This is a genomic window from Pseudomonas orientalis, from assembly GCF_022807995.1.
GTDB lineage: Bacteria > Pseudomonadota > Gammaproteobacteria > Pseudomonadales > Pseudomonadaceae > Aquipseudomonas > Aquipseudomonas orientalis_B.
In genome coordinates, this window is sequence record NZ_CP094351.1 from 5,560,726 (window position 1) to 5,581,577 (window position 20,852).

The 20,852-nt window shown below is 60.2% G+C and carries 19 protein-coding genes; 5 read left to right on the forward strand and 14 right to left on the reverse strand.

Features of this window, described 5'->3' with window-relative positions:
• Nucleotides 1–2: 2 nt before the first annotated feature.
• Together MRY17_RS25035 and MRY17_RS25040 are read right to left on the reverse strand one after the other, a co-directional pair.
• On the reverse strand, nt 3–692 hold the full coding sequence (locus MRY17_RS25035; RefSeq protein ID WP_181283517.1) for a fimbria/pilus chaperone family protein: 690 nt from the start codon (nt 690–692) through the stop codon (nt 3–5).
• A gap of 132 nt (nt 693–824) precedes the next feature.
• Nucleotides 825–1,481 carry a DUF1120 domain-containing protein gene (locus tag MRY17_RS25040; RefSeq protein ID WP_181283505.1) on the reverse strand — a complete coding sequence of 219 codons (657 nt, stop codon included), beginning with the start codon at nt 1,479–1,481 and terminating at the stop codon, nt 825–827.
• 481 nt (nt 1,482–1,962) lie between these two features.
• Between MRY17_RS25040 and ppx the strand changes: the two genes are divergently transcribed.
• The gene (gene ppx, locus MRY17_RS25045; RefSeq protein ID WP_065893911.1) at nt 1,963–3,465 is read left to right on the forward strand and encodes an exopolyphosphatase; all 1,503 of its coding nucleotides are present in this window, start codon (nt 1,963–1,965) and stop codon (nt 3,463–3,465) included.
• A 137-nt stretch (nt 3,466–3,602) separates the two neighbouring features.
• Here ppx and ppk1 read toward each other — a convergent pair whose 3' ends face one another.
• Both ppk1 and hemB read right to left on the reverse strand, forming a co-directional pair.
• The gene (gene ppk1, locus MRY17_RS25050) at nt 3,603–5,825 is read right to left on the reverse strand and encodes a polyphosphate kinase 1 (RefSeq protein WP_124360287.1); all 2,223 of its coding nucleotides are present in this window, start codon (nt 5,823–5,825) and stop codon (nt 3,603–3,605) included.
• A gap of 17 nt (nt 5,826–5,842) precedes the next feature.
• Nucleotides 5,843–6,856, reverse strand: coding sequence for a porphobilinogen synthase (gene hemB / locus MRY17_RS25055; RefSeq protein ID WP_243353024.1), 1,014 nt, complete (start codon nt 6,854–6,856; stop codon nt 5,843–5,845).
• 208 nt (nt 6,857–7,064) lie between these two features.
• Between hemB and MRY17_RS25060 the strand changes: the two genes are divergently transcribed.
• Nucleotides 7,065–7,700, forward strand: coding sequence for a DedA family protein (locus tag MRY17_RS25060; protein ID WP_181283502.1), 636 nt, complete (start codon nt 7,065–7,067; stop codon nt 7,698–7,700).
• Here MRY17_RS25060 and MRY17_RS25065 read toward each other — a convergent pair.
• On the reverse strand, nt 7,681–8,916 hold the full coding sequence (locus MRY17_RS25065) for a sterol desaturase family protein (RefSeq protein WP_181283501.1): 1,236 nt from the start codon (nt 8,914–8,916) through the stop codon (nt 7,681–7,683). The genes MRY17_RS25060 and MRY17_RS25065 overlap by 20 nt on opposite strands.
• 115 nt (nt 8,917–9,031) lie before the next feature.
• On the opposite strand from MRY17_RS25065, the gene elbB reads away from it, so the two are divergent.
• Entirely contained in the window at nt 9,032–9,697 is a 666-nt protein-coding gene (elbB, locus tag MRY17_RS25070; RefSeq protein ID WP_191952532.1) for an isoprenoid biosynthesis glyoxalase ElbB, read from the forward strand.
• 105 nt (nt 9,698–9,802) lie between these two features.
• Here elbB and MRY17_RS25075 read toward each other — a convergent pair whose 3' ends face one another.
• From MRY17_RS25075 to MRY17_RS25095, 5 genes are all read right to left on the reverse strand, one after another.
• Entirely contained in the window at nt 9,803–10,258 is a 456-nt protein-coding gene (locus tag MRY17_RS25075) for a YaiI/YqxD family protein (protein WP_243353025.1), read from the reverse strand.
• Between the two features lie 2 nt (nt 10,259–10,260).
• Nucleotides 10,261–12,156, reverse strand: coding sequence for an FTR1 family protein (locus tag MRY17_RS25080; RefSeq protein WP_191956197.1), 1,896 nt, complete (start codon nt 12,154–12,156; stop codon nt 10,261–10,263).
• Between the two features lie 231 nt (nt 12,157–12,387).
• Nucleotides 12,388–13,020 (reverse strand): LysE family transporter, encoded by a 633-nt coding sequence (locus MRY17_RS25085; protein WP_243353026.1) that lies wholly within the window; start codon nt 13,018–13,020, stop codon nt 12,388–12,390.
• Nucleotides 13,021–13,107: 87 nt separating this feature from the next.
• A complete protein-coding gene (locus MRY17_RS25090) occupies nt 13,108–13,680 on the reverse strand; it encodes a mechanosensitive ion channel family protein (RefSeq protein WP_057723361.1) in 573 nt (190 codons plus the stop codon).
• Nucleotides 13,680–15,590: an ATP-binding cassette domain-containing protein gene (locus MRY17_RS25095; protein ID WP_243353027.1), complete on the reverse strand. Its 1,911-nt coding sequence runs from the start codon at nt 15,588–15,590 to the stop codon at nt 13,680–13,682. Before MRY17_RS25095 ends, MRY17_RS25090 begins: the two co-directional genes overlap by 1 nt.
• A 50-nt stretch (nt 15,591–15,640) precedes the next feature.
• Here MRY17_RS25095 and MRY17_RS25100 point away from each other — a divergent pair, with 50 nt between their 5' ends.
• A complete protein-coding gene (locus MRY17_RS25100; RefSeq protein WP_243353028.1) occupies nt 15,641–16,105 on the forward strand; it encodes a TIGR02444 family protein in 465 nt (154 codons plus the stop codon).
• Here the strand turns inward: MRY17_RS25100 and MRY17_RS25105 are convergent.
• Nucleotides 16,102–17,259 (reverse strand): AlgP family protein, encoded by a 1,158-nt coding sequence (locus MRY17_RS25105; RefSeq protein ID WP_243353029.1) that lies wholly within the window; start codon nt 17,257–17,259, stop codon nt 16,102–16,104. The two genes, MRY17_RS25100 and MRY17_RS25105, sit on opposite strands and share 4 nt — an antisense overlap.
• Nucleotides 17,260–17,451: 192 nt before the next feature.
• Here MRY17_RS25105 and MRY17_RS25110 point away from each other — a divergent pair, with 192 nt between their 5' ends.
• A complete protein-coding gene (locus MRY17_RS25110) occupies nt 17,452–18,129 on the forward strand; it encodes an FKBP-type peptidyl-prolyl cis-trans isomerase (RefSeq protein ID WP_191956194.1) in 678 nt (225 codons plus the stop codon).
• A gap of 51 nt (nt 18,130–18,180) precedes the next feature.
• On the opposite strand, the gene rsd is transcribed toward MRY17_RS25110, so the two are convergent.
• The 3 genes from rsd to MRY17_RS25125 form a co-directional block, all read right to left on the reverse strand.
• Entirely contained in the window at nt 18,181–18,639 is a 459-nt protein-coding gene (rsd, locus tag MRY17_RS25115) for a sigma D regulator (RefSeq protein ID WP_181285973.1), read from the reverse strand.
• Between the two features lie 179 nt (nt 18,640–18,818).
• Nucleotides 18,819–19,370 (reverse strand): disulfide bond formation protein B, encoded by a 552-nt coding sequence (locus MRY17_RS25120; protein ID WP_243353030.1) that lies wholly within the window; start codon nt 19,368–19,370, stop codon nt 18,819–18,821.
• 237 nt (nt 19,371–19,607) lie between these two features.
• Nucleotides 19,608–20,849, reverse strand: coding sequence for a heme biosynthesis protein HemY (locus MRY17_RS25125; protein ID WP_191952525.1), 1,242 nt, complete (start codon nt 20,847–20,849; stop codon nt 19,608–19,610).
• Nucleotides 20,850–20,852 lie beyond the last annotated feature (3 nt).

A 20,852-nucleotide genomic window follows, 5' to 3' on the forward strand; every position in this document is an offset into this window, starting at 1 on the left:
GATCAACCCCCACCGGCAGTGATCGGGGCCCGGTAGTTTTCTACCGAAAAGCCGTAGATCGTGGCCGGCTGAATCTCGATGCCGGTCACCCCCTCCGAGGGCCCCTCAACCTTCACCGCCAGTGCTTCGCCCGGCAAAATGTAGGTGCGTGGCAACGTAGCCGGGGTTCCCTGTGGCAATAACCGGACCTGGGGTGCCAGGCGCACCACATAAGCGCTGTCGTTGTGCACCGTCAACCGTTGCCCTGTGCTTCGCCATTTCAACAGTTCCCAAGGCGTGTGATGAACCGGGAGGCCCTGGGGATGCAGGATCAGCGGCAAATTCTGCCGCAGGGTGATACCGATGGTCGCACCGCCCGCAGCGCGCGCCTGGGGGATACCCTCAAACGACACGCGTTTGAGCCGTTGCGTCTTTAGCGGTGCTTTTAATGTGCTGATGAAACGAACCAGTTGCGTTTCTCCCGCTTCCACCCGCGCAATAGGCGGCGTCACGATCAAGAGCGGTTCCACATCTTCAGGCACATTTTCTATAACTGAATGCAGCAGCGCTGGCGCCGCGTCGGTATTCTTGATATTTATCGTCGCCTCACCCTGTTCTTCGTTCAGCACAATGACCGTGGTTTCGGGCAACATACCGTCGGCCACTGCAACACCGGCAAAACACAGACTCAATGTCGCATATAACAAACGCATATTTCTTTTGACTGTAAGACTAAGCACTCTGTGTTCCCCACGATCTTGAAGTTAACTATTGACAGCCGGGCGCGCCTATAAAAACAGCCGATCAGAAACACAGCACTTCATGATCGGCTGTCGTTAAATCGCTTAGATATAAGTCAATTCAAGTGTTGCGCGGCCATCCAGGGTAACGTCACGGCTCAGGTCCAGATCCTGGGCTTTGTTGATAACAGCGCGCACGGCGATCGTCCCGGTCAACTGAGAGATCGAAGCGGGCGTGGCAGCTGCGCCACTGCGCCAGGAATATTGACTGGGCGCTTGCGCGACCTTGCCATCACTGGTCTGCCAGGCACCGGTGCTGATTCGCATGATTGGAGAGAGTGTTCCGCTCGGCGAGCGCAGGTCCCTGAGCGTAGCGGCAAAGCCACCCGTCTTGCGGCCGCCCACAGTCCCCAACCCAAAGTTATGCGCCTCGGTGTAGCCACCCCCGAGCGCACTGAGTATGCCTGCTACCTTGCTCCCGGCCTGCAGGTCGACGAACTTGAGCCCGAACTGGGCAGGCGTGTTGCCACAGCTGACGGTGATAGGCGTGGTTTTCTCGCCAAGCGCGTTGAACGCTGTCTGGGACAGTTGGCCCGAAGGAATATTGCCGTAGTTGATAATGCCACCGCCACTCATGCTGAGGTTGCAGGCGGCGGGCTTGATGACACCCCTGACGATCAGTTCGGCGCTGGTGGCAGCATGTGCGCCCATGGTTGCGGCCAGGCAAGCGAGACCCAGGGTCAATCCAACAATTTTTTTCATATTCGACCTGTCACTGAAAAGTTATCAGGTGCTCTTTATTTCGTCTTGGCGGCTCCATCGCCAAACGCCTTATCTTCCTGGATGTCTACAACGACACATAAATAACACCAAGGCAAAATTGCCGGGTGCAAGTGTGTCGCCTTGGTGCCTCATTAAAGAATCAGACAAAACTAAGGTTCACGTGAGAACTGTAAAAACTACAGGTCACTTAAAGTCGATTTACAAGTAGGCTAAACCAAGATAATCGCTGCAACAACCAAACACGCACTGTAGGAAAATTCAAAATTCGGCCTTACTACAAGCAAAGTTAAAACCCCCTACAAACTTAAATCACTAATCAGCGACTACCATGGGATGTCACCTTACACATCCCCCAAGATTTCCCCGCAGACAGCCTCTGAAAAATTACCGAAGCACAACGCGTTGGCTCCAGCGGTCGATCGTGGCACGATGGCAAGGTTATCGACCGAGACCCCAAACCATGCCGCAATCCCAAGCCAAGAATCTGTCCCTGATCGCTGCCATCGACCTGGGCTCCAACAGCTTTCACATGGTCGTGGCCAAGGCCCAGAACGGTGAGATCCGCATCCTTGAGCGGCTCGGCGAGAAAGTGCAACTGGCTGCCGGGATCAACGACGAGCGTCAGCTCAATGAAGAATCCATGCAGCGCGGGCTCGACTGCCTCAAGCGCTTTGCGCAGCTGATCAACGGCATGCCGCCTGGCGCCGTACGAATAGTAGGCACCAACGCATTGCGCGAAGCCCGTAACCGCAACGAATTCATCCATCGCGCCGAGGAAATCCTCGGGCATCCGGTAGAGGTTATTTCCGGCCGCGAAGAAGCGCGCCTGATCTACCTCGGCGTGTCTCATACGCTGGCCGACACACCGGGCAAACGCCTGGTGGCGGATATTGGCGGTGGCAGCACCGAATTCATCATAGGCCAGCGTTTCGAACCCCTGCTGCGCGAAAGCCTGCAGATGGGCTGTGTCAGCTACACCCAGCGCTATTTCAAGGACGGCAAGATCACGCCGGCGCGCTATGCCCAGGCCTACACGGCGGCGCGGCTGGAGATTATGAGTATCGAACACGCCCTGCACCGTCTGAGCTGGGATGAAGCCATCGGCTCGTCCGGCACCATCCGCGCCATCGGCCTGGCGCTCAAGGCCGGCGGCCATGGCACCGGCGAGGTCAATGCCGAAGGCCTGGCGTGGCTCAAGCGCAAGCTGTTCAAGCTGGGGGATGCCGAGAAGATCGACTTCGACGGCATCAAGCCTGACCGCCGCACCATCTTCCCAGCCGGCCTGGCGATTCTTGAAGCCATCTTCGACGCCCTTGAACTGCAACGCATGGACCACTGTGACGGCGCCCTGCGCGAAGGTGTGCTCTATGACCTGCTCGGTCGCCATCATCATGAAGATGTGCGTGAGCGCACCCTCAGTTCGCTGATGGAGCGCTACCACGTCGACCTGGAGCAAGCGGCTCGCGTCGAGCGCAAAGCCCTGCATGCCTTCGACCAGGTGGCCGACGACTGGGACCTGCAAAACGGCGTATGGCGCGAACTGCTGGGCTGGGCCGCCAAGGTGCACGAAGTGGGCCTGGACATCGCCCACTACCACTATCACAAGCATGGCGCCTACCTGATCGAGCACTCGGACCTGGCCGGGTTCTCACGGGAAGACCAGCAGATGCTCGCGCTGCTGGTGCGCGGTCACCGCCGCAATATTCCCAAGGACAAGTTTGCCGAGTTCGGCATGGACGGCATCAAGCTGATTCGGCTGTGCGCGCTGTTGCGCTTTGCAATCCTGTTCCACCACATCCGCGGCACCCAGGAAATGCCCCAGGTGAAACTGCGTGCCGACGGCGACAGCCTGGAAGTCATGTTCCCCAAAGGCTGGCTGGATGAAAACCAGCTGACCCAGGCCGACTTCGCCCAGGAGGCGGAGTGGCTGACGCGGGTGGGGTTCAGCCTGAACCTGCGCTGACGCGATCTAAACAGCACCGCAATACAAATGTGGGAGGGGGCTTGCCCCCGATAGCAGTGGGTCAGTTTACAAATAAGTGACTGACACACTGCCATCGGGGGCAAGCCCCCTCCCACATTTTCACACCGCGCCGGGTCTCAGTTCACCGTCAGGATCGGGCTACCCAGCTTCTCCAGCAGCGTCGCCTGCGCACTGCGAGGGTTCTGGTTGCCGGTCGGTGTGTTGCGTACATACCGCCCATCCGACTGCAGGCTCCAGCTGTGGGTGTTGTCGGTCAGGTAGCTTTCCAGCTCCTTCTTGACCCGCATGATCAGCTTCTTGCCCTCCACCGGGAAGCAGGTCTCCACACGCTTGTCGAGGTTGCGCTCCATCCAGTCGGCGCTGGAGAGGAACATTTGCTCTTCGCCACCATTGAGGAAGTAGAACACCCGTGTGTGCTCCAGGAAGCGACCGATGATCGAGCGCACATGGATGTTATGCGAGACGCCGACAATGCCCGGGCGCAGGCAGCACATGCCACGTACCACCAGGTCGATGCGCACGCCCGACTGGCTGGCCTTGTACAGCGCGCGGATGATCTTCGGATCGGTCAGCGAGTTGAATTTGGCGATGATGTGCGCCGGCTTGCCGTCGAGGGCAAACTGGGTTTCGCGGGCAATCATGTCGAGCATGCCCTTCTTCAGGGTGAACGGCGCGTGCAGCAGCTTTTTCATGCGCAAGGTCTTGCCCATGCCGATGAGCTGGCTGAACAGCTTGCCGACGTCTTCGCACAAGGCATCGTCGGAAGTCAGCAGGCTGTAGTCGGTGTAGAGCTTGGCGTTGCCGGCGTGGTAGTTGCCGGTGCCCAAGTGGGCGTAGCGCACGATCTCGCCAGCTTCGCGGCGCAGGATCAGCATCATCTTGGCGTGAGTCTTGAAGCCGACCACGCCGTAGATCACCACCGCACCGGCCGCTTGCAGACGGCTGGCCAACTGCAGGTTGGACTCCTCATCAAAGCGCGCTCGCAACTCGATCACCGCGGTGACTTCCTTGCCGTTACGCGCGGCGTCCACCAAGGCATCGACGATTTCCGAGTTGGCGCCCGAGCGATACAGAGTCTGTCGCACAGCCAGCACGTGTGGGTCCTTGGCGGCCTGGCGCAACAGATCGACCACCGGGGTGAACGACTCGAAGGGGTGCAGCAGCAGAATGTCCTGCTTGCTCACCACGCTGAAAATGTTCTCGCTGTTCTGCAGCAGTTTCGGGATTTGCGGCGTAAACGGCTTGTATTGCAGCTCCGGGTGGCTGTCCAGGCCGGTGATGCTGAACAGGCGCGTCAGGTTGACCGGGCCGTTGACCTGGTACAGCTCGGATTCGGCCAGGTTGAACTGCTTGAGCAGGTAGTCCGACAAGTGTTTCGGGCAGGTATCCGCCACTTCCAGGCGCACCGCATCGCCGTAGCGCCGCGAAAACAGCTCGCCGCGCAGGGCACGGGCCAGGTCTTCGACGTCTTCGGAGTCCAGCGCCAGGTCGGCGTTACGGGTCAGGCGGAACTGGTAGCAGCCCTTGACCTTCATGCCCTGGAACAGGTCATCGGCGTGCGCATGGATCATCGACGACAGGAATACATAGTTATCGCCAGCGCCCCCTACTTCCTCGGGTACCTTGATGATGCGTGGCAACAGACGCGGCGCCGGGATGATCGCAAGGCCCGAGTCGCGGCCGAAGGCGTCGATGCCCTCCAGCTCGACGATAAAGTTGAGGCTCTTGTTCACCAGCAACGGGAATGGGTGCGTCGGGTCGAGGCCGATCGGGGTGATGATCGGCGAAATCTCGTCGCGGAAGTAACGGCGCACCCAGGTCTTGATCTTGGTGGTCCAGTGCCGGCGACGGATGAAGCGGACCTGATGTTTTTCCAGCTCCGGCAGCAGGATGTCGTTGAGGATCGCGTACTGGCGGTCCACATGGCCGTGCACCAGTTCACTGATGCGCGCCAGGGCCTGGTGCGGTTGCAGGCCGTCGGCCCCGGCTTGTTCACGGGCGAAGGTGATCTGCTTCTTGAGGCCGGCGACCCGGATCTCGAAGAATTCGTCGAGGTTGCTCGAGAAGATGAGCAGGAATTTCAACCGCTCCAGCAACGGGTAGGACTCATCCAGCGCCTGCTCCAGCACGCGGATGTTGAATTGCAGTTGTGACAGCTCGCGGTGGATGTACAGGCTGCTGTCATCCAGGTTGGTGACCACGGCCACCGGCGCGGGCGCGGGCGCTTCGGCGACCACCGCAGGCGGGGCGGGCTCCAGCTCTGGCGGGGTCTCTGCGACCTGTTCAACCACCGGATGAGCGTCTTTTACGGCAACTTCTGTAAGTCCTTCGGTATTCATGAGTGTTCCTGTGAGGGCTATTGTTGCTCTCTAAGCAATTGGGCAGCGCGGGCGGCGAAGTAGGTCAGAATGCCATCAGCGCCGGCACGTTTAAAGGCTGTCAGGGATTCGAGGATCACCCCTTCACTCAACCAACCATTCTGGATTGCGGCCATGTGCATGGCGTATTCACCGCTGACCTGATAGACAAAGGTCGGCACTTTGAATTCCTCTTTGACCCGGTACAGGATGTCCAGGTAAGGCATCCCTGGCTTGACCATGACCATGTCGGCGCCTTCGGCCAGGTCGGCCGCAACTTCGTGCAGGGCTTCGTGGCTGTTGGCCGGGTCCATCTGGTACGAAGCCTTGTCGGCCTTGCCCAGGTTCAGGGCCGAACCCACCGCATCGCGGAAGGGGCCGTAATAGGCGCTGGCATACTTGGCCGAGTAGGCCATGATTCGCACGTTGACGTGACCTGCCAACTCAAGCGCTTCGCGAATTGCCTGGATGCGGCCGTCCATCATGTCCGACGGCGCTACCACCTGGGCGCCTGCCGCCGCGTGGGACAAGGCCTGCTTGACCAGGGCATCAACGGTGATGTCGTTGTCGACGTAGCCTGACGGGTCGAGGATGCCGTCCTGCCCATGGGTGGTGAAAGGATCCAGGGCCACATCGGTGATCACCCCGAGCTGCGGAAAACGCTCGCGCAGGGCGCGGGCGGCGCGCTGGGCGATCCCTTGCGGGTTCCAGGCTTGGGCAGCATCGAGGGACTTGAGCTCAGCAGGCGTTACCGGGAACAGCGCCAGCGCCGGAATGCCCAGTTCCACCCATTGAGCGGCCTCTTCCAGCAGCAGATCGATGCTCAAGCGCTCCACCCCCGGCATCGATGCCACCGCTTCCCGGCGATTTTCACCGTCCAGCACGAATACCGGCAGGATCAGATCATTCGCTGTCAGTACATTTTCACGTACCAGACGGCGCGAAAAATTATCACTGCGGTTGCGGCGCAGACGCGTGGCGGGGAATAGCCGGTTGGCGGGGGTAAAGCTCACGACAGACTCCTGAGCCCGCGTTTACGGGCGAGCGGTGCAGTTATAAGCGGCCATTATGACGAACGAATGACAGTTGTGCTTATCGATGCGACCTGTAGTCGCATTCGGCATTAACATGGGAATTGTTCACTTCGTGACACATCTCGATACTTTCATGAATCTTCGTGAAGGCGTAGGCTGCGCGTTCATTTCGCCAGCACCCTAGACCATGCTTCAACAATTTCTGCATGACTTCGGCTACTTTGCCCTCTTCCTCGGCACGTTCTTCGAAGGCGAGACCATCCTCGTACTCGCAGGCTTCCTGGCGTTTCGTGGATACATGGATATCAACCTGGTGGTGGTCGTTGCCTTCTTCGGCAGCTACGCCGGCGACCAGCTTTGGTACTACATGGGGCGCAAGCACGGCCGCAAGTTGCTGGCGCGCAAACCGCGCTGGCAATTGATGGGCGACAAGGCGCTGGAGCATATCCGCAAGCATCCGGATATCTGGGTACTGAGTTTTCGCTTCGTCTACGGTTTGCGCACGGTTATGCCGGTTGCGATTGGCCTCTCCGGCTATCCGCCGCTGCGCTATCTGATCCTCAACGGCATCGGTGCGGCAATATGGGCAGCGGCGCTGGGAGCTGCGGCCTATCATTTCGGCGCAGTGCTTGAGGGCATGCTCGGCAGCGTCAAGAAATACGAGCTGTGGGTGCTGGGCGCCTTGCTGGTGCTGGGTGTTGGCCTATGGCTGCGACGTCGCTTCAAGAATGCCCGTATCGCCCGCGAGGCATGCGCCGAGGCCAAGGCTCGGCGCGCTGCCGAAACCGACCCGGTCGAAACGCCTAAGACGCCAGAGGCGTAAGCCGACCTCTGCAGCAGTACAGGCCGATCATGCTGAGCACGCTGTAGCTCGCCAGGCCCAGCCAGCTCAGGTTGCCGGCGGGCCACAGCCCGACCCACGGGGCCAGCCCTGCCAAGGGCACATTCAGCCCCAGGCGCAGCCACTCGGCCCTCAGCGCCCATGGGCGATTCTCCAGCGCGCCCCCCAACGTGAACAGCCCCAACGCCATCGCTGCCCAGCCCAGGACCAGCGCCTCTGTGGGCAGACGTTCGCCGGCATTCATCAGATAGCTGCCAAACCCCACATAAACCGCGAATTGCAGCGCGACGTAGACCTGCTGGCGTCTATCCAGCGGCACGTCGAATTTGCGGAACCGTGCCAAATCCGGCTTGGCCACCGGATACTTGGCTTGCACATCCGCGGGGCGCCAGCCGGTGCGCATGAACCAGATGCGCAGCTTGTCCCAGCGGCTTTCAGTACGGCGGGCATCGCTCCACAACTGCGCATAAAACTGCAGGTTTGCCCACAGCGGATTCCAACTGGCCAGGGGCGTGGTCACACCGAAGATCACCGGCTCGTTGTCATCTTCCTCCTGGAACGTGCCGAACAGCCGATCCCAAAAAATGAACACCCCGCCATAGTTGCGATCCATGTAGAGAGCGTTCTGTGCGTGGTGGGCACGATGATTGGACGGGGTAACGAAGAACCATTCGAACCAGCCGAGCTTGGGAACGTGACGTGTATGCACCCAGAACTGATACAGCAGGTTGAGCGACGCCACGCTGATGAACACCACCAACGGCACACCGAGCACGGCCAGAGGCAGGTAGAAGATCCAGCTCAGCAAGAAGCCGGTGCTGGTCTGACGCAGCGCGGTGGTGAGGTTGTAGTCCTCGCTCTGGTGGTGCACGGAGTGCGCAGCCCACAGGATATTGCGCTCATGGCCCATGCGATGCAGCCAGTAATAGCAGAAGTCGTAGAACACGAATGCGAACACCCAGGTCCATGGGCTTTGGGCCGATAACTCGATCAATGCCAGGTGCTTGAGAGCAAACGCATAGGTGAGCAAACCCACGCCCTTGGTCAATAGCCCGGTAGTGGTAGACAGCACGCCGGTGCTGAGGCTGTTGATAGCGTCGGCCAGTCGATAGTTGCGCGCACCGCGCCACCGGTCGGCCAGCAGCTCAACCACGATCAACGCAATGAAAAACGGTACCGCGTAAGGCACGAAGTCCATGGGCCAGTCCGGTCTTTTTTTGTTACAGCAAGATTAGGTGCAGTGGCGTGAGTTCCCATTGGCAACAGGTTACAAATTAGTAGACATTTAACGCCATGAATCAGGAGAAATGCCCATGAGCAAAAAGATTGCAGTGATCCTTTCAGGCTGTGGCGTGTACGACGGCGCAGAGATCCATGAAAGCGTGATCACCCTGCTGCGCCTGGACCAGCGCGGCGCTCAGGTTGAATGTTTTGCGCCGGATATTGCGCAATTGCATGTGATCAACCACCTCACCGGCGAAGAAATGCCCGAATCGCGCAACGTGTTGGTGGAGTCGGCGCGCATCGCCCGGGGCGCGGTCAAGGATATCCAAGAGGCCAATGCTGCCGACTTCGATGCGCTGATCGTGCCGGGCGGATTTGGCGCGGCGAAGAATCTGTCGAATTTCGCTGTGGAAGGCCCCGGCTGCAGCGTCAATCCACAAGTCCTGGCATTGGCAGAAGCCTTTGCCGAAGCCGGCAAGCCTGTAGGGCTGATCTGCATTTCCCCTGCCCTGGCCGCGAAAATCTACGGCCCAGGCGTGACTTGCACCATCGGCAACGATGCCGACACTGCAGCTGCCCTGGACAAAATGGGTGCCACCCATCAGGAATGCACGGTGGAAGATATCGTCGAGGACACCGCACGCAAGTTAGTGAGCACGCCGGCGTATATGCTGGGCAAGAACATCAGTGAGGTGGCGTCAGGCATCAACAAACTGGTGGACCGGGTGCTGGAACTGACCCACGAAAACGACTAACGCCTTCTTCCTGTAGGAGCGAGCTTGCTCGCGAAGAATTTGAGAGCGCCGCGTCCATCCCGAATGCCCGCGTATCGTTGACGTTCTTCGCGAGCAAGCTCGCTCCTACAGAGGCTTCATCAAACGGGTAAGCAGGCGGTCCAGCGCATTGGCAAACGCTTGCTTGTCTTTTTCACCATGGGGCGGCGGCCCGCCGCCCATCTGGCCTTGCTCACGCAGATCGGTGAACAGGTTACGCACCGCCAGGCGCTCGCTCATGTTCGCCGGGCTGAACTCTTTGCCCCTTGGGTCAAGCGCCGTGACGCCCTTCTTCACCAGCCGGTCAGCCAACGGCACATCGCTGCAGATCACCAGTTCGCCAGGCACTGCGTGTTCAACCAGATAATCATCGGCTGCGTCAGGGCCGCTGGGCACCACGATCAGCTTCACACAGGAAAAGTTCGGCTTGATCTGGCTCTGCCCCGCCACCAGCACCACCTCGAATTGACGCTTGAGGGCGAACTTCACCACTTGGTCCTTTGCCGCCCGAGGACAGGCGTCGGCGTCGATCCAGACCCGCATAGTCAGCTCGCCGCCCTTTGCTTCTCAGCCAGGCGACTGCGGCCATACAGCACCACGATCGCCAGTATCGCCACCGCCTGCGCACTCAACGAATACGCATCGGCGTGAATGCCCAGCCAGTCAAAGTCAAAAAACGCCACCGGCCGCGTACCAAAGATGCCCGCCTCTTGCAGCGCCTTGACGCCATGCCCGGCGAACACCACCGACAGTGCGCACAACAGCGCGGCGTTAATGCCGAAGAACAGCGCCAGCGGCAGCTTCGCCGAACCGCGCAGAATCACCCAGGCCAGGCCCACCAGCAGGACCAACGCGGTGGCGCCACCCGCCAGCACCGCGTCGTGCCCGGCAGGGCCGGCCTGCAGCCACAGGGTTTCGTAGAACAGGATCACTTCGAACAGCTCGCGGTACACCGAGAAGAATGCCAGCAGCGCAAAACCAAAGCGCCCGCCACCGCCCACCAGGCTGCTCTTGATGTAGTCCTGCCAGGCTGCGGCATGGCGCCGGTCGTGCATCCACACGCCCAGCCACAGCACCATCACGCTGGCAAACAGCGCCGTGCAGCCTTCCAGCAATTCACGCTGAGCACCGCTGACATCAATTACATACGCTGCCAGCGCCCAGGTGGCCAAGCCGGCCAACAGCGCCAGGCCCCAGCCGACGTTGACGCTGCGCACCGCCGATTGCTGGCCGGTGTTACGCAGGAAAGCCAGGATCGCGGCAAGCACCAGGATCGCTTCCAAACCTTCGCGCAGCAGGATCAGCAAGCCGGAGATGTAGCTCAACGACCAGCTCAAGCCATCGCCGCCGAGCAAGCCGGCCGACTCGCCGAGCTTGCCCTTGGCCACGTCCAGGCGCTGTTGCACCTGCTCGATCGGCAGACCGTCCTGTAATGACTGCCGATAGGCCATCAGCGCTTTCTCGGTGTCCTTGCGCACGTTGGCGTCGACGTTATCCAGTGAGCTTTCCACCAGCTCGAAGCCTTCCAGATAAGCGGCTACCGACAGGTCATAGGCTTGTTCGTGGTCGCCGTTACGGAACGCGGCCAGGCTTTTGTCCAGGGTGGCGGAGGTGTAATCGAGCAACTGCGCCGGGCCACGCTTGACCTGCGGAGGTTGTGCACGCTGGGCGCGGAAGGTCGCCGCGGCCGCTGGTCCGTCGGCGGCCATCACTTCATTGGGCGTCTGGCGCGCCAGGTCGGCGAGGTTGAAGGGCTGCTCGCTCTTGGCCGCAGCCGGGTCCGCCGTGAAACCTGCGATGTAGGTGGCGAGGTCCCAACGCTGACGGTCATCCAACTGATCGGCAAAGGACGGCATGTCGGTGCCTTCGACACCCAGGCCAAGGGTGTTGTAGATCGCATACAGGCTCAGGCGATCCAGGCGCGTGGCATCGCGCAGGTTAGCAGGTGGCGGCGTCATGCCCATGGCCGCCGGGCCATCGCCGGCGCCCACCGTGCCGTGGCACACCGAACAATGCTGTGCGTAGAGCGGCGCGCCGCGCGTGGGGTCGGGGGTGATCGCCGGCGCCTGGCTGACCTCATACGCAACGGCCAGCTTGGCGCCCAGCTGACGCGCCTGATGGGCGACAGTTGCGCCGTCTGCATGGGCAGTGACTGCCGCCAGCAACTCATCGACGCCCTTTATCAACTCGGCGCGTTCGGGCTTATCCGGCAGATCAGTCACCAGCCCCTGCAGCACGCCTAGAAACTCCACCTGCTCGCGGTATTCCGAATCGTCCACCACCTTGCCCGCCTCTACCGTCGGCGGGTAGTCGGCACCGATATAGTCAAGCAGGTGCAAGGCCTGCGGCGCGCCTTCGGCGGTCGCGGCCCATAGATTGAAGCTGCACGACATCAACACCGGCAGCACCAGCCAGGCGAGAAAACGGAAGGGGGCAGTCATGAATGAATCTCAAGTGGAAATACGAAGTAACACTATTGTTGAGCTTTAACGGATTTGACTCAAGGTGTTATTTCATAACGCCACAAAACCAACGTGGGAGGGGCGGTGCGACGATTCGACTTGCTCCCGATGGCGGTCGTTCAGCTAGAGATGAGCTGACTGATACCCTGCCATCGGGGGCAAGTCGAATCGTCGCACCGCCCCTCCCACATTTTGATCCGGTTTCGTCAATTACGCCGTGGCGCGATGCAGGCTGGCGAGGAAACCGGCGGCGCCGACGAACAGCCCGGCGAACGTGCGATTCACACGCTTCTGCTGTTTGGGCGAGCGCAGCAGGCGCAGGACCTTCGATGCCAGCCCTGTGTAACCGGCCATCACGATCATGTCGACGCTGATCATCGTCGCACCAATGATCAGGTACTGAATCGCCAACGGCGCCTGTGGATTTACGAATTGCGGCAATACCGCGAGCATAAACACCAGTGCCTTGGGGTTGCTGGCGTTGACCAGGAAACCGCGGAACATCATCGCCATCGGCTTGCCGATCGGACGGACCGCCGCATCATCGGTCATGTCCATGGGCAAGGCGCGCCATTGCTTGATGGCCAGGTACACCAGGTACGCCACCCCAAACCATTTGATCGCATAGAACGCGGTCGATGACGCCGCCAGAATCGCACCCAGGCCGCCCGCCACCACGGCAATCTGCATGGCCAGGCCCAGCTGCAGGCCAATGGCATTCCAGTAACCGCGTACAAAACCGTACTGCAGGCCGCTGGACATCGAGGCGATGGCGCCCGCGCCGGGAGAAAGGGAGATGATCCAACTGGCCAGGAAAAAAGCCAGCCACGTGTCGAGTGCCATAGCACACCTCGAAAGGAAGTTTGCGGTTGTGCCTTAAGCTAACGCCGCCGACCAAGGGCTGGCTATAAATTTTTACAGGATGTGATTCTAGCGGTCGCCAGGGAATACGTGCGTACCGGGCCAACGCCGCACCGAGCGCTGGAAGAACAGACTGTTGGGTACTTGCACCATCGCGCTGTCAGTGCCGGCCTCCTGCACCTCGATCAGCGTGGTATAGAGCAGATTGATCGCCACCACGCGCCCTTTCACACCGGGTTTGTCGACGGTATCCACCAGTTCGACGATATCGCCGAGGCGGAATGGCCCCACAGTGAAGATCAAAATGGCGCACAACAAATTGGACAGAACGGACCACATGGCGAAGAACGCCACCGCCGCCACCGCCACAAACCCTGACAGTGCCGTCCACAGCACCGTGGCCGATACACCCAGGCGGCCCAACACGAAGATCAGCGCGCTGCCCATGATCAACCAGCGCAGGCCACCGCGCAGCGGCATCAGCAACTGCGGCGGGAACGGATAGCGCTCACCCAGGCGGGTCAAGCCTTTGGCGACAAACCGCTGGGCAAGGTAGCCGGCCAGCAGGATCAGCAGGATTTGCACGCCGATCCACACAGGTTCGATCCACTGCGCCGGCAAGGGCAGTTGCAACGCTTCCATCAGGACAGCGCCTCGAGCTGCGCTTGCAGAGTTTCAAGCAGTTCGAGGGCTTCCATCCAGGATTCCTCCAATTGCCCTCCGCGCACCTTGAGCCTGGCCTGTTCGGCCAGCAAGTCACGCAGCTCATCCTTGCGCGCAGCCTCATACACGGCGCTGTCGCCCAGGCTGGTTTCGATCCTGGCCAGGCGCTCATGCACCTTGCCCAGTTCGGCCTCCAGCTTGTCGGCTTCGCGCTTGTGCGGCGCCAACTGCTGACGCAATGCGGCGGCGGCCTGGCGCTGGGCTTTCTTGTCGGTCTTGTCCGGGTTGACCGGCGTGTTGCTGGCCGGCGCATTGCGCAGGCGGTATTCGGTCAGCCAGCGCGCGTAGTCGTCCAGGTCGCCGTCGAACTCTTCGACCTTGCCGTCGGCCACCAGCAGGAAGTTATCGGTGGTGCTCTTGAGCAGGTGACGGTCGTGAGACACCACCAGTACCGCACCGCTGAATTCCTGCAGGGCCATGGTCAACGCCAGGCGCATCTCCAGGTCCAGGTGGTTGGTCGGTTCGTCGAGCAGCAGCAGGTTCGGGCGATCCCAGGCGATCAGGGCCAGGGCCAGGCGGGCTTTTTCGCCACCGGAGAAATTCAGCACCGGCTCATCGATACGCGCACCACGGAAGTCGAAACCTCCGAGGAAGTCGCGCAGGGTTTGCTCGCGCTCGGTGGGTGCCAGGCGCTGCAGGTGCAACAGCGGGCTGGCCTTGGCATCAAGCGAGTCCAGTTGGTGCTGGGCGAAGTAGCCCACCACCGTGTTCTCGCCACGGGTCAGGTGACCGGCCAAAGGCTCAAGTTCGCCCGACAAGTTCTTGATCAGCGTCGACTTGCCCGCGCCGTTAGGCCCCAGCAAACCGATACGCGCGCCAGGTATGAGCTGCAGCTTGACCTTCTCCAGGATGGTCTTGTCGCCATAACCCAGGCGCGCATCCGACAGATCGAGCAACGGACTGGAGATTTTCACCGACTCACGAAACACGAAGTCGAACGGCGAATCGACGTGGGCCGCCGACAGCTCTTCCATGCGCTCCAGGGCCTTGATCCGGCTCTGGGCCTGGCGGGCCTTGGTGGCCTGGGCCTTGAACCTTGCGATGTAGCTTTCCATGTGCGCACGTTGCGCCTGCTGCTTCTCGAAAGCCTGCTGCTGCTGGGCCAGACGTTCGGCACGGGCGCGCTCGAAGGCGGTGTAGCCGCCCCGATAGAGCGTGATTTTCTTCTGTTCGACATGGGCGATATTGTCGACCACGGCGTCGAGAAAATCCCGGTCGTGGGAAATCAGCAACAAGGTGCCCTGGTAGTTCTTGAGGAAGTCTTCCAGCCACAGGATCGCATCGAGGTCCAAGTGGTTGGTCGGTTCGTCGAGCAGCAACAGGTCCGAGGGACACATCAGCGCCTGGGCCAGGTTCAGGCGCATGCGCCAGCCGCCGGAGAAGTCGGCGACCGGGCGATCCATCTGCTCGTTGGTAAAGCCCAGGCCGGCAAGCATCTTGCGGGCGCGAGCGTCGGCGGTGTAGCCATCGGCGCTGTCCAGCTCCGCATGCAGGCGGGCCTGGGCGGCACCGTCCTGGGCTGCTTCTGCCGCGGCGAGGTCGTGTTGTACCTGGCGCAGGCGCAGGTCGCCATCGAGTACGTAGTCGATGGCGATGCGGTCCAGGGTGTCGATCTCCTGGCGCATATGCGCGATGCGCCAGTCGGCCGGCAGCAGGCAGTCCCCGGAGTCCGGGGTCAGCTCACCCAGCAACAGGGCAAACAACGTAGATTTGCCGGCGCCATTGGCACCGATCAGGCCGGCTTTGTGACCGGCGTGCAGGGTCAGCTCGGCATCTTCAAGAAGACGTTGCGGGCCACGCTGTAATGTTAGGCTTTGAAGTCGGATCATAATGGCGGCGGAGTCTACCAGCTTCGTTGACCGCTGGCTTGGGTGTGAGTATGTGCGCTGACCTGTGGAGCTTTGCCCTTTCGACTTATGCCCGCCCCGGTGTGGAGGCTGCTTGCCTGCGATTGCAGGAGCAGGGGGCAGATGTATGCCTACTGCTGTGTGGTGCGTGGCTGGAGCAACGGGGTGTGGCACGGATGCCCGAGCGTATTGCGGCGCTGCAACAGCTTGCGCGGCCGTGGCGCATGCGCGTCATCGAACCCTTGCGAGAGGTGCGTATGCAATGGCGGGCGATGGCACAGCAGGATGCGCAATTGGCCGAGTTACGAGAACAGGTCAAGGGCCTGGAGCTGGAGGCCGAGCGAGCTTTGCTGACGCGCCTCGAAGCGCTGGCGCAGACATGGCCGACCAACGAGGTGACAGGTCGAGATGAATGGCTTGAAGGCCTGGCGACCGAAGCCGCCAACCTTGACCACAACGCGCTGCAGCAGCTGCGCGTCGTGGTCACCCGCGCTTAGGAAGCGCTGGTTGGGGTGACGCTTGGCGCTGCCGGTGCAGCGGTGCTGCTGACGGATGCGGTTGGAGCGGAGGACGCTGCCGGGGTGGCGGTCGGTGTCGCAGGAGTTGCTGGCTTTGCAGGGGCTGGTTTTGCAGCAGCAGGCTTGGCAGCGGGCTTTGCAGCTGCAGGTTTTGCAGCTGGCTTGGCGGCTGGTTTTGCAGCAGCGGTTTTAGCTGCTGGCTTCACGGCTGGTTTTGCAGCGGCGGTTTTGGCAACTGGCTTGGCGGCTGGTTTTGCAGCAGCGGTTTTGGCAGCTGGCTTGGCGACTGGTTTTGCAGCAGCGGTTTTAGCAGCTGGCTTGGCGGCTGGTTTTGCAGCAGCGGTTTTAGCAGCTGGCTTCACGGCTGGTTTTGCAGCAGCGGTTTTGGCAGCTGGCTTGGCGGCTGGTTTTGCAGCAGCGGTTTTAGCAGCTGGCTTGGCGGCTGGTTTTGCAGCAGCAGTTTTAGCGGCTGGCTTGGCGGCTGGTTTTGCAGCAGCGGTTTTAGCAGCTGGCTTCGCGGCTGGTTTTGCAGCAGCGGTTTTAGCAGCTGGCTTGGCGGCTGGTTTTGCAGCAGCGGTTTTAGCAGCTGGCTTCGCGGCTGGTTTTGCAGAAGCGGTTTTAGCAGCTGGCTTGGCGGCTGGTTTTGCAGCAGCAGTTTTAGCCGGTGCCTTCGCTGCAACAGCCTTGCTCGCTGGCTTCTTGGCCGCGCTGGCTGCGACCGCTTTTGCCGGAGTACGAGCACCGAGCGCCTTGGTTACAGCTTCCTTCACACGCCCAACGCCCTGAGCCAGTTTCAGGCTTTCCTGAGCGTCTTTTTTGAGTTGGGAAATGTAGCTGCGGGTTTCGGCTTGGCGATCTTTGAGGGCGTCCAGCAGGTCCTCAAGTTCTTTAACCGCGTCTTTGGCCTTGGCTTGTGCCTTGGCCTTGCCGGCAGTGGCGGCGTCTTGCAGTTTGGTGCGAGATTTGTGCAGCTTTTCTTGCGCTTTACCACGTTGTTTTTCCAGTTTGGCGAGCAGTTTTTCTGCATCGGCCAAGGCCTGGGAACAAGCGCTTTCCAGATGTTCGAGCAGGCTGCCCGACAATTGTTGGAGTAAGTGCAACGGGGTATTTACAGGCTTCTGTTTGGCCGACATGGTTTACCTCCTGGCTGACGTGGGTGCGGCTCATACTAGCCCTCTGCTCTTACCGCCGCTAGGGCATGTTGACAGTATCGTTTGCGTTGCGTTGCAACGTACGAAAATTCTTATCGATATAACGGAAAAGTGCGCCACTGCTCAGCCATTTACGCTGGCATAATCCGTCGCACTTCAGGCGGGAGAACACCCATGTCGCGTTACCTTTTCTTAGTGTTTGGCCTGGCGATTTTCAGCGCCAATGCGAACGAGCAATCGCCGCCAAAAACAGCTGACCAAGACCCGCATGACCTCGCCTACAGCCTAGGCGCCAGCCTCGGTGAACGCTTGCGCCAGGAGGTCCCCGACTTGCAGATTCAGGCCCTGATCGATGGACTCAAACAGGCCTACCAGGGCAAACCATTGGCACTGGACGACGCACGCATCGAACAGATTCTTGCACTGCATGAAGCGCAGAACGCCACCGACAACCCGGCGCCGCAGAGCGAAAAAGCACTCGCCGCCGAGCAGCAATTTTTGTCGAAGGAAAAAGCTGCAAAGGGTGTGCGTGAGTTGGCGGATGGCATCCTGCTCACCGAGTTGACGCCGGGCACCGGCAACAAGCCGTCGGCAAATGATGAGGTGCAAGTGAAATATGTGGGTCGGCTGCCCGATGGAAGCGTGTTCGACCAGAGCGCGCAACCACAGTGGTTTCGCCTGGACAGCGTGATCAGTGGCTGGCGCAGTGCATTGCAGCAAATGCCGACAGGAGCGAAATGGCGCCTGGTCATACCTTCGGCCCAAGCCTACGGCGCGGATGGCGCAGGCGAATTGATTCCGCCCTACACACCGCTTGTCTTCGAAATCGAGTTACTCGGGACCCGCCACTGACGCATAAAAAACGGTGCGACAAGCGCACCGTTCTCTATCTCATCGCCCCGATCAGACCTGAATAGCAGGCTCTTCCTTGTGGGCGTTGTGCAGTACTTCGATCAGGCAATCTTCAAGCTCGAAACGCTCGTGCAACAGACCGCCCAACTCTTTGAATTTTTCCGCTACACACTTGCCTTCATCGCACAGATCGTTAAAAGCCAGCAGCTTCTCGGTAATCACATCAATGCGCGGGTAAATCGTCTCAGCGAACTCAAGACCCCGTTTGTCCTCGAAGGCTTCGGCCTCCTTGGTGAGCTGAGTGTAAATACTCAGGTGGCCGGCAGAAACGTAATCCACCAATACAACGCAGAAATCCTGCAACGGCTCACGCTTCTCAGCGAGCGCTCCAGGCTCGGCACCCAACTCATCGAACGCCAGAACCAATTTACGACGTGCATCCAACCATTTGTCGATCAGCGTGTGCACGCCACCCCAGCGTTCGCGAGCATTCTTGCAACGTTCCAACATGATGATCTCTCTTCCCTATAGGGGACGCTGCTGCCCCATGCCCGCGCAATGCTTCAGGGTTGAAGCGGCAATCGGACGAGGTCGCGTCTGACAAGCGGTTTCGGTAACGCGTGCGGGCCAGATTATGCCCGCATCACTATGGCTTCAAGGTACGCAGGAGAGAAAGTTCATACAAGTGTTTAATCCCGTCCTACCACATGAACCGAATTTTCCTGGCCTTGCGGCACGTGACGTAGGCCAGGCAACAACCGGAAAAGCGATGTGCCCCACAGAATCAGCATTGCCAGGAAAAACAGCAGGCTCCACTCCGGAAGACTGAGCTCAAATAGCGTCCAATTGATTTCGACGCAGTCGACAGTCCCCCTGAAGACTGACTGGGCAGCCTGCCAGAACGACAAGTGTTCAATCATATAATCAAGGGTTGGCCAGCAATCTGGCATCTGATCTGACGGCGTGTTCTGCAGCAGCACCTGGCGCCCGGCGGTGACGGCGCCAAACAACGCACACCCGATGCTCGCCAGCCCATACAGGCACACGCCGGTGCGGCCAGGGTTATGCAGGGCGGCGACCAGGTTGATCAGTACAAAGCCGGCAAGAAACAACCGTTGTACCTGGCACAAAAAGCATGGCTGTAACAGCGCACCATATTCAAGATAGAAAGACACGCCCAACGTCAGCGCACCGGCCATGAACGCCAGGAGAAACAAGGAGCGTGAGGGGGCCAAAGACATTGTTTATCCGCACCGCAAGAGATAGGTCGCTACGGTAGAGGAAAGGCCCGACCCCTTTCAATACGCCTTGGAGCGGACAATTCCGCGAAGGGACGAGGAGATTCCGTCAACACACCGGGGAAATCGCCCTACAACACGTAAGAATTGATTACAGGCCCACTTAAGCCGAGTAATTACAAAGGGTTAAAGGATTGGCTGACAGATAGGTCTGAGCCAACCCGTGAACACTTTCCTACTTCAAGCTTGCGCCGGTGCTGGCAACGGCGAGGCCAGAAGACGATTGTCGAGTAAACCCAAGCCTTCCTGGAACAGCTGGTTGCTGCGCTCGGTATCACCCAATTGAGCCAGCAAACGGGCTAATTCGGCGCAGGCTTCGGGATTGCGCTGCACCTGCAGGCTGCTTTCCAGATAATCCCGCGCCTTTCCCCACAGGCTGTTCTGCAGACAGAGACGACCCAGAGTCAGCAACAGGCTGGCATCGCCTGGGTGATCCTTCAGCCAGCCTTCGGCAAATTTCAACTGACGGGCCGGGTCGCTGCCGCGCAGCAGACCATAGAGCCGAATAAGATGGCTGTCATAACTACGCTTGATCGCACCGCGCAGTGCTTCCTCGGCCCTGGCATCAGCGCCCAGTCGACGCAGTTGATCAGCATAAGCCAACACCAGCTGTGGCTCCTGGCGCTGGGCTGAAGTCAATTGCTCCCAGGCGCGGTCAAGGGACTGCAAGCCGGCCTCGCTCTGCTCCTCACGGTGGGCGGCCAAGCTGAGGTTTTCTCCCCAGGCCCGGCGCTCCAGTTCAGCCAGTTCGCTGGCCGGCAACACCTTGTCCTTACGCAGTTCAGGCAACAGGCGAATCACCGACGACCAATCGCCACGCTGCTGGTGCAATCGCTGCAACTGTCGCAGGACCTGAGCGTTGTGAGGATGGCGCTCATGCATCGCCTGCAGGGTGGTCAGGGCGCCTTCAGTATCGCCACGATCCATCTGCAGTTGCGCATGGCTCAAGGCAACGGCCAGTTCCGCCTGGGGCTGGCGAGCCAGAGCGCGCTCCAGCAAAGCATCCGACTCTTCGTAACGTCCCAGCTCGTTGGCCGCACGTGCCGCACCCAGGTAGTACAGCAATGGCTGGCGCTCGGCTTCCGCGGCGCGGTGCAGGTGGCGTTCGGCACTGGCCCAGCGGCCTTCGGCAAGGTCCATCTGGCCTTGCTCGATCGCAATCTGCACGCGACGGCTACGATTGCGCCGCGACCATGGGTTGACCACGCCACCGGAAACAGTAACCAGGCCTAACAGGACTCGGATCAGGTAGATCGCCAGACCGATGGCAAATACCGCCACCAAGGTGGCCCATAAACTCGACTCGTAGTGCAGCAAATGGGGATAGGTAATCAATACGTAGCCGGTGTGTTTCGAAATGCCCACCGCCAGCGCCAGGGCGATCGCAATTGCCAGCACCAGGATTACATAGAAACGCTTCATCGG

Coding starts and splice junctions, on each gene's coding strand:
- MRY17_RS25035 (WP_181283517.1), bottom strand. CDS start 692: ATGCGTTTGTTATATGCGACATTGAGTCTGTGTTTTGCCGGTGTTGCA.
- MRY17_RS25040 (WP_181283505.1), bottom strand. CDS start 1,481: ATGAAAAAAATTGTTGGATTGACCCTGGGTCTCGCTTGCCTGGCCGCA.
- ppx (WP_065893911.1), top strand. CDS start 1,963: ATGCCGCAATCCCAAGCCAAGAATCTGTCCCTGATCGCTGCCATCGAC.
- ppk1 (WP_124360287.1), bottom strand. CDS start 5,825: ATGAATACCGAAGGACTTACAGAAGTTGCCGTAAAAGACGCTCATCCG.
- MRY17_RS25060 (WP_181283502.1), top strand. CDS start 7,065: ATGCTTCAACAATTTCTGCATGACTTCGGCTACTTTGCCCTCTTCCTC.
- MRY17_RS25065 (WP_181283501.1), bottom strand. CDS start 8,916: ATGGACTTCGTGCCTTACGCGGTACCGTTTTTCATTGCGTTGATCGTG.
- elbB (WP_191952532.1), top strand. CDS start 9,032: ATGAGCAAAAAGATTGCAGTGATCCTTTCAGGCTGTGGCGTGTACGAC.
- MRY17_RS25075 (WP_243353025.1), bottom strand. CDS start 10,258: ATGCGGGTCTGGATCGACGCCGACGCCTGTCCTCGGGCGGCAAAGGAC.
- MRY17_RS25080 (WP_191956197.1), bottom strand. CDS start 12,156: ATGACTGCCCCCTTCCGTTTTCTCGCCTGGCTGGTGCTGCCGGTGTTG.
- MRY17_RS25085 (WP_243353026.1), bottom strand. CDS start 13,020: ATGGCACTCGACACGTGGCTGGCTTTTTTCCTGGCCAGTTGGATCATC.
- MRY17_RS25090 (WP_057723361.1), bottom strand. CDS start 13,680: ATGGAAGCGTTGCAACTGCCCTTGCCGGCGCAGTGGATCGAACCTGTG.
- MRY17_RS25095 (WP_243353027.1), bottom strand. CDS start 15,590: ATGATCCGACTTCAAAGCCTAACATTACAGCGTGGCCCGCAACGTCTT.
- MRY17_RS25100 (WP_243353028.1), top strand. CDS start 15,641: ATGTGCGCTGACCTGTGGAGCTTTGCCCTTTCGACTTATGCCCGCCCC.
- MRY17_RS25105 (WP_243353029.1), bottom strand. CDS start 17,259: ATGTCGGCCAAACAGAAGCCTGTAAATACCCCGTTGCACTTACTCCAA.
- MRY17_RS25110 (WP_191956194.1), top strand. CDS start 17,452: ATGTCGCGTTACCTTTTCTTAGTGTTTGGCCTGGCGATTTTCAGCGCC.
- rsd (WP_181285973.1), bottom strand. CDS start 18,639: ATGTTGGAACGTTGCAAGAATGCTCGCGAACGCTGGGGTGGCGTGCAC.
- MRY17_RS25120 (WP_243353030.1), bottom strand. CDS start 19,370: ATGTCTTTGGCCCCCTCACGCTCCTTGTTTCTCCTGGCGTTCATGGCC.
- MRY17_RS25125 (WP_191952525.1), bottom strand. CDS start 20,849: ATGAAGCGTTTCTATGTAATCCTGGTGCTGGCAATTGCGATCGCCCTG.